At 42.4% G+C, this 13,337-nt stretch carries 12 protein-coding genes; 11 read left to right on the top strand and 1 reads right to left on the bottom strand.

Annotated elements, in window-relative coordinates:
- The 7 genes from F6K37_RS14335 to gmd all read left to right on the top strand — a co-directional run.
- Positions 1-855: T3SS effector HopA1 family protein (locus tag F6K37_RS14335; RefSeq protein ID WP_287250875.1), on the top strand; the 855-nt coding region annotated here is incomplete at its 5' end.
- Positions 856-1,773: 918 nt separating this feature from the next.
- The gene (locus F6K37_RS14330; protein ID WP_044492547.1) at positions 1,774-2,772 is read left to right on the top strand and encodes a sugar transferase; all 999 of its coding nucleotides are present in this window, start codon (positions 1,774-1,776) and stop codon (positions 2,770-2,772) included.
- Positions 2,773-2,868: 96 nt separating this feature from the next.
- Positions 2,869-4,014, top strand: a complete 1,146-nt coding sequence (locus F6K37_RS14325; protein WP_287250874.1) for a glycosyltransferase — start codon at positions 2,869-2,871, stop codon at positions 4,012-4,014.
- A gap of 568 nt (positions 4,015-4,582) precedes the next feature.
- Positions 4,583-6,844 (top strand): GumC family protein, encoded by a 2,262-nt coding sequence (locus F6K37_RS14320; RefSeq protein ID WP_008181835.1) that lies wholly within the window; start codon positions 4,583-4,585, stop codon positions 6,842-6,844.
- Between the two features lie 374 nt (positions 6,845-7,218).
- Entirely contained in the window at positions 7,219-8,019 is an 801-nt protein-coding gene (gene hepC / locus F6K37_RS14315) for a heterocyst development glycosyltransferase HepC (protein ID WP_008181834.1), read from the top strand.
- Positions 8,020-8,039: 20 nt separating this feature from the next.
- The gene (locus tag F6K37_RS14310; RefSeq protein WP_154659730.1) at positions 8,040-8,210 is read left to right on the top strand and encodes a hypothetical protein; all 171 of its coding nucleotides are present in this window, start codon (positions 8,040-8,042) and stop codon (positions 8,208-8,210) included.
- 35 nt (positions 8,211-8,245) lie between these two features.
- Positions 8,246-9,319: a GDP-mannose 4,6-dehydratase gene (gene gmd, locus F6K37_RS14305; RefSeq protein WP_287250873.1), complete on the top strand. Its 1,074-nt coding sequence runs from the start codon at positions 8,246-8,248 to the stop codon at positions 9,317-9,319.
- Here the strand turns inward: gmd and F6K37_RS14300 are convergent.
- On the bottom strand, positions 9,300-9,476 hold the full coding sequence (locus F6K37_RS14300) for a hypothetical protein (RefSeq protein ID WP_154659729.1): 177 nt from the start codon (positions 9,474-9,476) through the stop codon (positions 9,300-9,302). The genes gmd and F6K37_RS14300 overlap by 20 nt on opposite strands.
- 373 nt (positions 9,477-9,849) lie before the next feature.
- Here F6K37_RS14300 and F6K37_RS14295 point away from each other — a divergent pair, with 373 nt between their 5' ends.
- The 4 genes from F6K37_RS14295 to F6K37_RS14280 all read left to right on the top strand — a co-directional run.
- A complete protein-coding gene (locus tag F6K37_RS14295; RefSeq protein WP_071986841.1) occupies positions 9,850-10,029 on the top strand; it encodes a Rossmann-fold NAD(P)-binding domain-containing protein in 180 nt (59 codons plus the stop codon).
- Between the two features lie 115 nt (positions 10,030-10,144).
- The gene (gene hepA / locus F6K37_RS14290) at positions 10,145-12,016 is read left to right on the top strand and encodes a heterocyst formation ABC transporter subunit HepA (RefSeq protein WP_008181829.1); all 1,872 of its coding nucleotides are present in this window, start codon (positions 10,145-10,147) and stop codon (positions 12,014-12,016) included.
- Between the two features lie 239 nt (positions 12,017-12,255).
- A complete protein-coding gene (locus F6K37_RS14285; protein WP_008181826.1) occupies positions 12,256-13,170 on the top strand; it encodes an alpha-1,2-fucosyltransferase in 915 nt (304 codons plus the stop codon).
- Between the two features lie 39 nt (positions 13,171-13,209).
- Positions 13,210-13,337, top strand: a 128-nt coding sequence (locus F6K37_RS14280; RefSeq protein ID WP_287250880.1) for a glycosyltransferase, incomplete at its 3' end; no start/stop codon positions are given.

Below are 13,337 nucleotides of genomic sequence, written 5' to 3'. Positions count from 1 at the left end.
TATTACAATGGCTATCTGCGCACTCCCCTGGCACTCAACACAAGTCGCGCGGATATAGCACCCCATCAAAACTTAGAGAACAATACCCTGCTGGGAATAGACCTAGATTTTTACCAACGACTCCACGCCAACAATCAAGGCACAGGCTACTTTGATCCCAATTGGCAGGTAATCTCAGAAGAAACCGATGGTTCAATAGCCGTCACCAAAGGGAGTTTGACTATGCATATTGAACGGGAGATTCATCTCAAACGTGAGGAAAAATCTGCTACCATCGGTAGCATCGTTGCCATCCGGATGCCCAAGAATTTGAGGCAAAACGGCTTTTATGTAGCAGTGGGTAATGTTGCTCAAGAGCGACAGGGCAATGGTGATATCGATTCTAAAACAGCGCGAATCTATTTTAATCTGACACCAGATGGAGCCCTGGCTGTCATGGATAGCATGACAAAATATTTGAATGCAGCAGCAATTCCTTTCACATTTAAAGTTCTATACAATCCATCGGAATACAAACGCCATGACTGCGGAGTACTCTACTTTGAGCGCTGTGATTCTGAAGTTGTCTTTGGGGTGATGCAAACCATATATCTAGCAAACCGCTGCCATTTTCGCCCAGAAGTACCTTTATTCACCAAGTTTTTGGCACCGGGACTGAGTTTTGCCGAAGAACCAACCCAAAAATTTACCTCTCAAGAAAGTTTTGGCATGAACCGCTGCCAAATTGTAGCCAATGGTTTAATGCAGGCTTGGCAAAACGGTAATAACACTCCAGAGGAGCGCCTCAACGCTATCCGCCAACAATTTTCTCAGTTAGGAATTGAATGGGAACGTCCTTACCTCAATGGTGAGTGACATCTTCCGCACCCCCGCCCGACAATTCCCACACTCCCCGTTTGACCATGATGTCAAAAACCTACCCTTGTGAGCTCCCCATCTGCCGATATCCCCATCTCCCCAAAGCGCGCCTCTTCACAATTTCAATACAATTTCAATGTGTGACAGCTTAGTAGGATCCGGAGGGAGACCTTACAGGTATAGTCCCTGGGTAAGTCATAAAAAACTATAGCGCTACACCAACCAAGTCCACCTAGATGGACTTGGTTGGTGTAGCCGAAAGCTTTAGCCTTAGGCCATTAGACTGAGTGATCCTCGCTGCCACCATCCAAGTCATCAGTCTCAAGACGGAAGTGGCAATTGACCTCAGGTATATTTAGCGTCTTTAAGAAAAATTCATCAAAAATTTTTAGCTCTGTCAGGATTTTATGAAAAACTCATGAAAGTTATATTAGTCATTCATCCGGGATTATACAGAACACTTATTGACCAACGTCACTGCTGACAAATGAGTAATGCTAAATGCTTACTTATATGGTAACGATAGAAAATAAAAAATGGGGAATTTGTATCCATTTTTTATTTTTACCACCGGTTAATTTACCCGATGAATTATACCTATTAATCAGTCGAAAAATAAGTGAGAGGTAAACTAGGATTTTCCCTACTAGGTAAGGTAACAAAAGGCATTAGGTATCAATAATTAAAACCATTAACCATTAACCATTAACCTTGCTCTAACCCTCAACCCGAAATTGAAAGAGTAATATAAATTCTACCATTGCCTGAATCAAGGGCGGAGGAGCCGTAGGTATATGTACGGTTAAAACCTAGGGTGTTAATAGGATTGCTAAACTTTCTACACAATTCCTACATAGTTTAAATCTACTCTCTAAAAAGTCACGATTTAATCGACATTATAATTTATATTTCATCATGATGCAGTCAACGTTAAAGACTTCTGGCCAGGCAGGCTTCATAAATGAAGCTGCTGTAGTGCAGTTACCGATCCGCTTGAGCAGACTCGAAGCAATAGAATTTAAAGAAACTTGTGATCAGCTTCTCCAAAAACCTTATTGTCCTAAGCTGATTATTGCAGACTTAAGTCAGACAGAGTTTATCGATAGTAGCGGCATTGGTGCCTTAGTAAGGAATCACAAAATCACTCAGGAAAACGGGGGATCACTAATACTAAGGGGTATAACTTCTCCAGTTATGGCTGTCTTAGTCATGACTGGGCTAGACAAAAAATTAATTCTAGACGCTTCATATAACCTGACAACAATAGCTGTCAATTGGTCAAAGGCTCAGTTACCAACAACTCACCCATCTACACGCTCTTGGGCTAAGCGATGCTTAGACATAGTGGGGGGAATAGTAGGTTTAGGAATTACGGCCATATTATTTATTCCCATTGCGATCGCGATTAAACTCGACAGTCCTGGCCCCATCTTGTTTAGTCAAATTCGCTGTGGTTGGATGGGTAAGGAATTTCGGATCTGGAAATTCCGCTCAATGTATACTGATGCGGAAACCCAGAAAGATAGCGTTCAAAATCAAGCTAAGGATGGCAAGATATTCAAAAACGAAAATGACCCTAGAATCACCAGGGTCGGTCGGTTTTTGCGGAAAACTAGTTTGGATGAACTACCTCAGTTCTGGAATGTCATTAAAGGTGAAATGAGTTTGGTAGGTACTAGACCACCGGTACCTAAGGAAGTGGAAATCTATGAGGTTCCAGAGTGGCAACGGTTGAATGTTAAACCGGGAATGACTGGAGAGTGGCAGGTGCATGGGCGATCGCAAGTTCGGGATTTTGCAGATATAATTAAACTGGATTTACGCTACCAACGAAACTGGAGCTTAATGTATGACCTTAAGCTCATTATAAAAACAATTTTTATCTTGTTGTCGAAAAATAATGGAGCCGTTTAGGCTCAAAAATATCTCGGCAAAATTCCGGATACAAATTAAATCTAATGGTAAATAGATTAGAGTATTCTCTAGGAATAGGTTTTCCAATAAACAAGCATGAAAGTTGCCCTAGTTCATGATTATCTAACGCAAAAAGGTGGAGCAGAACGGGTATTTGAACTGCTTTGTAAGCGCTTCCCTAGTGCTGATGTGTTCACATCCTTGTATGATTCCCAGAACACCATTGACCTAGGTGAGCGCCTAGTGCATACCACCGGACTTCAGAACATTCCAGGGTCAACGAAATACTTCAGACTCTTGGCTCCGTTTTACTATCCAGCTTTTCGAGCCTTGGATTTAGAAAATTACGATTTGATTATCAGTAGTTGTTCAAGCTTCGCAAAGGCGGTCAAGAAAAAATTAGGAGCCAAGCATGTTTGCTTTTGCCACAATGTCACCCGTTTTTTGTGGGATACGCAAACTTACCTCAAGGAGTATGGAGAATATAGAGCGTTTTCTCCTGTCATTGATAAAGTCTTCCAGTTGATCAGAAAAGTAGACCTGGACTATGCCCAGGAGCCGGACATTTACATTGCTAACTCGACCACTGTCGCTCGGCGTATCCAGAATATCTATGGTAAGCCAGCCATGACGGTCAACTATCCAATTAATAGCCATAAATTTGTGTTTTCCGACCAAAAGGAAGACTTTTACCTAGTATCATCTCGTTTACTGGGTTACAAGCGTATCGATCTGATTATCGAGGCGTTTAATTGGCTAGGCTGGCCCTTATTAATATCTGGTGATGGTCCAGAGCGAGAGCGTCTAGAATCTAAAGCTTTGGACAATATTCGATTCTTGGGATACGTCAGCGATAAACAGCGTTGTCATTTGATGGCAAAAGCTCGTGGGGTGATCGTGGCGGCTTTAGAAGATTACGGTTTAGTGCCAATCGAAGCCAACGCCAGTGGGACTCCAGTAATTGCCTACGGTGCAGGTGGTGTTTTGGATACTCAGATACCAGGGACGACAGGGGTGTTTTTTAAACGGCAAACACCGGAAGCACTCCAAGCTGCACTACTTGAGGCTAGGGAAATTCCCTGGAATTATGCCAAAATCCGAGACCATGCCCTGAGTCATTTCACTGAAGACGTTTTCTTTAATACAGTTGGGCAAATTATTGAGAAAACGGTCAGGGGACAGCCTGTTAATTTCAGCCATTCGTTACGCCATTCAACCAAGGTTCCCACTTTAGCTAGGTGACAGGATAGTGGCTGGGCTGATTTTAGATTTTAGATTTTGGATTTTGGATTTTTTCGTTGATTTCTTGGGATTTATACGGGTCTATACTCCAAAATCATCAGATCCAATCTGGTGGACTAATCAATATAGTCCTGCTCGGGTGACTGGTGATGGGTAATAGATAATATCAGGTCCGGTTGACTACTTCTTCTTATACCCTTTCTCTAAAAGGGATGCAACCTATGATTGTCGGTTCATTGGTAATGGGTAATGGGTAATGGGTAATCATACTCCAATTCCTAATTCCCTATTCCCAAAAGGTAGGGAAAATTTGTTGCAGGTATCCATGATAATTTTGCTTACCAGAGATTGAACATATTTCAAGGGCAAATTTTCAATGGTTAATGGTTAATTTAAAATTAACTTTCCAAAAAAAATCAAAAATCCTATCGAATATGAACAAAGTGATTAACCGGATTTTATCTAAACCAATTACTAATCATCCCGGGAATATTTTAGACTTGATTCACTGGAATTGATGTCAATTTAAAATCCAATCCAAACTTGTCAATCATTAATCTAAAATCCCATGAAGGAACTTGATTTAAACGCAGCAGGTGAAACAGATGCAGGGTATGGCCAACTGTTGGCAGTTTTGTGGCGCAGACGCTTGTGGATTATAAGTGTACTGTTGACAAGCTTGCCGATTGCCTTCTATATCACTCTCAAGAAAGAGCCGAATTATATCAGCTCTCTACAGCTGTTGGTGGAGCCTAATTATATAGATAAAACACGAGGAATAGAGAGTCAGTTTACTGAGTCCACTGTTGATATCGACTATGCTACTCAGTTACAGCTGATGCGTAGTTCTGAATTGATTCAACGAGCAGTGGATTTGCTTCGTGATGACTACCCAGATATCACAGTCGGTGATATTAGAGGCTCCTTAAGATTAGCTCAAGTACTGCAGGGTAAAACCGAAACTAAGGTATTTCAAGCGGTCTACACCAGCAATGACCGGATTAAAACTCAAAAAGTACTGCAAGCTATTCAAAAGGTTTATCAAGATTACAACCTAGAGCAGCAGGAAATGCGGTTGAATAAAGGTCTTGCTTTTATCAATCAGCAGTTGCCAACAGCTCGTAATAATCTTGAGCAAGCTGAGCAACGGCTAGAGCAGTTTCGCAAGAGCAAAAACCTGATTGATCCCTCACAACAAGCTCTAGCTGTCAGTCAAACTCTGAATGGGATTGAACAGGAGCGCCGAGCCATCCGCGCTCAGTACATGGAAACTCAAACTCGCTACCAGGCTGTTCAGCAAAAACTGGCTCGTTCACCGCAAAATGCCTTGACCTCGTCCCGCTTGAGTCAATCTGGGCGCTATCAAAATTTGCTCAATGAAATCCAAAGAATAGAACTGGCTTTGGTGGAGCAAAGTCGGATTTATACTGAAGCTCATCCTAGAATTCAAAAATTAATTGAACAGCGTCAGAGTGTGTTTGCGCTCTTGCAGGAAGAGACTAGACGGGTTTTAGGGCAAGTTCCGACTAAACTGGTTACCACTGGCAATAACCTCCTGACAGAAGGACAGCTCGGTGGTGTGGATCTCAATCTGGTCAACGAACTAATCACCTCGCAAATTAATCTAGTCAGTCTACAGACTCGTGATCAAGCCCTGGCCAAAACAGAGCAGGAAATCCGTATCCAACTCAGGGAATTCCCAGCCCTGATTGCTCAGTACAATCGTCTACAACCCCAAGTAGCAATTCAACAAAATACTCTGCAGCAGCTACTACAAGCACGGCAGGAGTTAAGCATCGAATTGGCTCGGGGGGGATTTAACTGGCAAGTTGTAGAAGCACCTTTACCGGGCTCGAAGACCGGTCCTAATATGACCCAAGACCTATTATTGGGTGCAGTGGTTGGGTTATTTCTCGGTGGTGTGGCTGCCTTTGTGCGGGAAGCCATGGATGATGGAATTCATACCTCTGATGATTTGAAAAATCAAGTGGCTCTACCCTTGCTAGGTATGATTCCACAGTTGCCGGAAGGTAAAATCAGTAAACCTGTTCTGAATCTAGGTTTGAGCCAGTCCGAGAGAACACTTCCGATGATGGAACTGTTGGGATGGCGACCATTTCAGGAAGCACTGGACATGATTTATGTGAATATCCAGTTGCTCAATTCTGGTTCTGAGCTGAAATCCCTGATGGTTACGTCAGCGCTGTCTGGTGAGGGGAAGTCAACTCTGGCGTTGGGTTTAGCCTTGAGTGCTGCTCGTTTACATCGACGAGTACTGCTAATTGATGTAGATATGCGCCGTCCGAGGTTGCACCAACAACTTGGCCTCTCCCATCAGGAAGGACTTTCTACTTTATTGGAAGATGATACTGCTACACCCAGCCCAGTTAGTATCTCACCTTTGGGGTCAACCATTGATGTTTTGACTGCTGGACCAACCCCAATTGACCCAGTTAAGCTGCTGGGTTCTAAACGGATGAAGAACTTAATGGCAGAGTTTCAGCAGACCTATGATCTGGTGTTGCTGGATACTCCCCCAGTGTTAGGTATGGTGGATGCACTCCAAGCAGCATCTTTGTGCCAAGGTGTGGTGATGGTGGGACGCCTAGAGCGAGTTACTCAATCTCAACTCAGCCAGGCTACTGCTATACTCAGGAATTTAAACCTGATGGGAATCATTGCTAACGGGGTGAAGAGTTCTAATCAGAACTACGCTTACTATGGTTCGCGAAACAACCATGCTGCTATTGAACCACAGCAGCCTGTATCTGATCTTCAAGAGTCTCCACAACTAGAGCGTCAGTTCAGCAATCATGTCAAGTCTCGTTGATTTTTTTGTTAATTGAAAATTGAAACTTGTTAATTGTTAAGTAAGCATTCAGCCATCAGCCGTCAGCCGTCAGCCGTCAGCCGTCAGCCGTGAGCTAAAAGCTCACGCTACGCGAACAGCTGACGTAACTCAGCATTATTCCAATGCTTACCTGTTTGATTCAAAAGCACCTCAAGTAGCACCATCTGTAGCGCATTAGCTGATACGCGACACGCTTATAGCACCATCTGTAGCGCATAAACTGATAGCTAATAGCTGATAGCTGATCGCTTACGTTTAAAGTTTCAATTAACGAAAACCTGAGAATGATACGTATTAAACCTGACAGGATCTAAAGTTTAAGTTTTGATTTTCGTGAAATGGAGTAACTATTTATGACGACTTCCAGAATCATACTAACAACCTCCAAAATCTCAATCCTAGATATCGATGATGAGGCAGAGTCAGCAGTTAGTTCTTTGCCTCCCTGCAAGCTCAAGTGGCGACAGAAACAGTTGTGGGTACTCCCTCTCCAAAAAAATGAACAGCATTATCTACCTCCGTTGCAAAGTCAGTCTTGGTTAAGTAATTGCTTGCAACGCTCGTCGGTAGGGCTGGTTTGTATCGACCCCAATGTGGGTGAAACAGGGTTAAGAGTTTGGACCAATGCCTGTGAGCAAGCGAAGAAGAAAGCTGTTCTAAGAGTACCGTTCAACTCAGAATTGTCTAGTAGGGAAAAACTATTCCGATCTCGACTGAGGCGGGTGATGGATTCGAGTTTAGCTGCTCTATTGCTACTGATTCTGAGTCCAGTGCTCCTGGGATTGATGTTGCTGATAGCGATTGTTTCACCAGGACCAGTCTTTTCTCGGCAATTGCGGGCTGGAGAAAGGGGTAAGTTGTTCCAAGTGATTAAATTTCGCACTGAAGCTATACACAAAGGCCAAGTCACGTCTAAGATGACACATTTTGGAAAGTGGCTGCGTCAATATTGTCTGGATGGACTACCGCAGTTAGTGAATGTACTAAGGGGTGAGATGAGTTTAGTCGGACCACGTCCTTGGAAACTGGATGAGGTGATTCGGATGACCCAGGAGGAGCGGCGACAGCTGAGGTTGTTGCCAGGAATGATCAAGCTTCACCAGGAAGATATGCGATCGCATGTGTTCGGTTCTCAAAGTACTCCAGTGCTGTAATAGCAATCCCTGTAGGAATTGTGAGAATTTTTGATGCCATATTCCCTACTCCCTACTCCCTACTCCCTACTCCCTACTCCCTACTCCCTACTCCCTTTGGTAAAGTTAATAACTTCCTAACTTCTGAAGTTATTAATTGCAATTTTCAATTTTCAATTTTGATTTGCCTTTGCCTTCATCCCGTACATTAGCAAACTAATTACTCTAATCAGAGTCGTGAGGAATTGTGACAGACATTAAACGAGCATTAATCACTGGCATCACCGGTCAAGATGGGTCTTATCTAGCAGAACTGCTGCTGGCAAAAGGATACGAAGTCCATGGCATTATCCGACGCACGTCTACCTTCAACACAGATCGCATCGACCACATCTACCAAGACCCCCACAATCCACAGACACGGTTATTTCTCCATTACGGAGACCTGACTGATGGCTTGACACTACAACGCATTCTAGAAGACGTACAGCCGATAGAGGTGTACAACCTCGGAGCTCAGTCCCATGTGCGGGTCAGCTTTGATTCACCAGAATACACCGTCGATGCCACAGGTATAGGAACCTTACGTTTGTTGGAAGCGGTACGGCACTATCAACAGCGGATTGGCTCTGAGGTACGCTTTTACCAGGCTGGCTCTTCTGAAATGTTTGGGCTAGTGCAGGCTGTTCCTCAGTCTGAAACTACACCGTTTTATCCCCGTAGTCCTTATGCCTGTGCAAAAGTCTACGCCCACTGGCAAACTATCAACTATCGCGAATCCTATGGGCTATTCGCCTGTAATGGTATTTTGTTTAACCACGAAAGTCCCCGGCGCGGCGAAACCTTTGTCACTCGCAAAATTACCCGTGCTTTGGCGCGCATTGTAGCTGGTAAGCAAAATAAGCTTTACCTGGGCAATCTCGATGCCAGACGGGACTGGGGTTATGCCAAAGATTATGTCCGCGCTATGTGGCTAATGCTACAACAAGACGAGCCCGATGACTATGTTGTTGCTACCGGTCAAACTCACTCAATTCGGGAGTTTCTCGATATTGCCTTTGGCTTAGTGAATTTGGATTGGGAGCAGTACGTTGAAATCGATCCACGCTACTTTCGACCTGCTGAAGTAGACCTGTTGTTGGGTGATGGGACCAAGGCTAATACCATACTAGGTTGGCAACCTTCAGTGAGCTTTAAACAACTGGTTGAAATCATGGTTAATGCTGACCTTCAGGCACTAGGTATGATGCCTGTAACCTCTTGTAGTCAATCCGCTGATACTGCCTTTATTCGTCAGGTTGTTACCGCTGGTAATCCCTAGTAATGATATGCTCTAATCCCGTTTTTAGTAATGGATGAGAGAGATAGATAGTCGCGCTTTGGGTAATGGGTAATGGGTAACGGGTAATTGGGAATTGGGAATTGAGGAAAAGACTATTGCTGCTGTGAAACACCACGAGGAGAGCGCAATTACCCATTATCTATTACCTATTAACAGACTCATAAGCATTTAGCTATCAGCTATCAGCTATCAGCTATCAGCTATCAGCTATCAGCTATCAGCTATCAGCTATCAGCTATTAGCTTTGAGCCTGTGGCCAGCCTACTGTTCGCGCAGCACCTCAAGTAGCGCAATCGGTTCTTTTGAATAAAATAAACTGACCACTGACCGCTGACCGCTGAATGCTTACACAGACTCGTATAAGACGTTGTTGATGGATTAGCGTTGAATAAAATAAGCGATTATCCTACGGATACGCTACGCGAACGCACTGTCTTAGAACCAGGACTTACGCACCAAGACCGTTAAAACCTGGTTTCTCGCTATAAATCAAAGCTCCAGAGAATTATGTGATTGCTTCCGGAGTGAATCACTCCGTTCGTGAATTAGTAGATTGTGCGTTTAGTCACGTCGGTCTTGATTATCAAGATTTTGTGGAAGTTGATCAGAGGTTTTATCGTCCGACAGAAGCAGTGCCCCTTTGTGGGGATAGCTGGAAAATTCGGATGGGAGCTGAATTGGAAGAGTAAAAAAAAATTTCCTGATATTGTCGCGGAAATGGTGGAGAGTGATCTTAGTTTTTTTAGCTAAATATTGTTTAAAATCAGCATTAAATAACAATCATAATAGGTCTAAATAAAGCCAGTGAGTATTCTATATAAGATTGCTGAATTCAAGCTTATTGATTCTGTCATTAGGTTTACTAAATCCACGAAATTGTGGCAAGACAAACACTTCATAATAAGAGAGTTTAAATACCTCAAAGAAGCGGCTTTTATTGCTATTGCTTTAACGATACTAGCATCACTATTTGAAGGTTTTGGATTAGGGTTTATCCTAAACTTTTTACAAAATCTAACCGACCCTAATGCTACCCCAATTCAGACAGGTATTAACTGGTTCGATATATCGGTACTTGGAGTAAATAGACCGTTCAATGAGAGAATTTACCGGATATCTGCTCTAATTCTGATCACAACCTGGTTGCGTTCTGCCTTTATGTTTGGTGGACGCAGGTACAGCATGATAACTCAGATGAATTTGTTAGATAGGCTGCGCAAGAAGCTATTTGAGCAACTTCAACGGCTGAATTTGGGTTACTTTTCTCATAGCCGTTCTGGAGCGCTAGTTTACAGTCTAACTACCGAACTAGAAAAAATTAATCAAGCTTTTGATGTGACAGCTTTTATGTTGACTCGAGTTTCTCTTCTAGTTGTCTATGTCACATCAATGTTCTTGCTTTCTTGGCAACTTTCCATTGCCTCATTAATGCTATTTAGCCTGATGAGTGTTGGTCTTTCTAACTTGGTTAAAAGGGTGCGAGAGACAAGTTTTGATGTTTCAAAGGCAGGCAGTAACTTTACCTCAGTTGCTGTAGAGTTTATCAATGGCATTCGCACAGTTAAGGCATTTGCAAGTCAAGAATTTGAGCGTAGACGATTCTATAACGCTAGCGAAAACGTTGCAAACATCACTATCAAATCTGCTTCATTTGGGTATGCCATAGAACCGATTGGGGAAAGCGTAGCCACCACAATTCTGATCGGCATGATTATTGTAGCATTTACCATCTTCGTTCCTAATGGACAGATGCAGGCAGCTTCATTACTGACCTTCTTGTTTGTTTTGTTTCGTCTGATCCCGATTATACGTCTGATTAATAATGCCAGAGGGCGTCTTGGGGAATTCACCGGACCAATGAATAACATTAAAGAGCTGCTGAGAACGGACAACAAACCATACTTGCAGAATGGTAACGTGCAATTTTCAGGATTGCAGCGAGCCATTGAGTTTGCTTCGGTGGATTTTGGTTACGATCCCTCTAACCTAGTGCTGCACGATATTACCTTAACTATCAACAAGGGAGAAACAACAGCCCTGGTCGGTGCTTCTGGTTCAGGTAAAACAACCCTTGCTGACTTAATTCCCCGATTTTATGACCCAACCGCAGGTAAAATTATCATTGATGGCATTGACATACAAGAGTTTGAAATCAACTCTGTGCGTCGTAAACTAGCTATTGTCAGTCAGGATACATTTATTTTCAACACCTCTGTTCGCAATAATATTGCTTATGGTTCAGAACAGGCAGATGACGTGGCAATTCGAGAAGCTGCAAAACTTGCCAATGCATTAGACTTCATCCTAGATTTGTCTGAAGGTTTTGACACGCAACTTGGTGATCGCGGAGTTCGATTATCTGGAGGTCAACGTCAACGGCTGGCCATTGCTCGTGCTTTACTGCGAGCACCAGAGATTCTGATCTTAGATGAGGCAACTAGTGCCTTAGATTCTGTGTCTGAGCGCCTGATTCAGGAGTCCTTAGAAAAACTTGCTGTAGGACGGACAGTAATTACCATTGCCCATCGCTTATCGACCATTTCCAAAGCTGATAAGGTAGTCGTACTTGAACAGGGGCGAATTGTGGAGCAAGGAAAGTATCAAGAGTTACTCGAAAAGCGCGGTAAACTTTGGAAATATCACAAGATGCAGCATGAAGTTGGTCAAACAAATTAAGACTATAGCATTTCCAAATAGATCATGAAACCAAATGTTGATTTATTATAACACCAAAAAATATTCGCATCCTCTTGATGCAGTCCCTCATGGACGAGACCACCAAGACCGCGCTGCATCGTTCTTTCCTACTGTTCCCTGTTCCCTGTTCCCTGTTCCCTTTTTCTATCAATCATAGGTTTACATCTCAAATCAAAATACTATAGTTGATTGCTTGTCAATATTCTCGGAGGATTAACATGTTCATAATTGTTAGAAAAACAGGTCAATTAGGCAATAGAATGATGCTATTTGCCAACTTTATGGCTTTTGCAATGGAATACAACCTCAAAGTCATAAATCCTGCCTTTGATGAATATGCAGTTTTTTTTGAGGGAACCCATAACGATTTTTTTTGTCGATACCCTGCCCAACAATCAGTTCTTAAAGGCAATAGTCTTAAACTGAAAAGAAATTTTCATAGAGTTGTTTACCATTCAACCCGATTATTGGTTAAAGATTATACAGATTTTAAGTTATCCAATATCAATATCTTAAGAGATACTGGAGTACACAGGGGAATTATTTTTGATGACAACTTTGCTAAGTTTTTCAAGAAAAATGAATTGGCATTTATTCATGGTTTTTGGTTTAGAAATCCTGTTTTATTTTTGAAGTATGCAGAAACAATAAGGAAGTTTTTTACGCCAATAAAGCAACACAATGAAAGTATCAATAAACTCGTAACTAACCTAAAAAAAACCTGTGATATTCTGGTTGGGGTTCACATTAGGCAGGGAGATTATAAAAAATTGCTAGGAGCAAAATATCTCTACAGCACTGATGATTATGTGAACTTAATGAAAAAAACAGAACGTCTTTTTCCAGGAAAAAAAGTCAAATTTTTACTATGTTCAAATGTGCCCCAGGACAGAGATAAATTCTCAAAATTAGATTTCGCTTTTGCCAACAACCACATTGTAGAAGATATGTACTCACTTGCTCAGTGTGACTATATCATAGGTCCCCCAAGTACCTATAACATGTGGGCTGGTTTTTATGGACGGGTACCTTTGTACTGGATTGAAGATCCCAATGCTGACATATCCTTAGACAGTTTTCAAATTTATGATGTGCCACTAGATGTCGCTCCTCCAGTTTCATTTGCACAGTAATTAATTCCTTATTACAACCAGAGGCAAGATAACAAGGATATGTCAAACCATCAAGAAGCGCAAGAGCCGCTAGTCAGTGTTATCATCCCAACCTATAACCGCTTGATATACCTCAAGCAAGCAGTTGAAAGCGTACTCCAGCAGACCTACAAAAATCTTGAAATTAT

The organism is Moorena sp. SIO4E2, from assembly GCF_010671945.1.
Classification (GTDB): domain Bacteria; phylum Cyanobacteriota; class Cyanobacteriia; order Cyanobacteriales; family Coleofasciculaceae; genus Moorena; species Moorena producens.
Note: the sequence above shows the minus strand (reverse complement) of the source record. Positions and strands in the feature narration are given on the sequence as shown.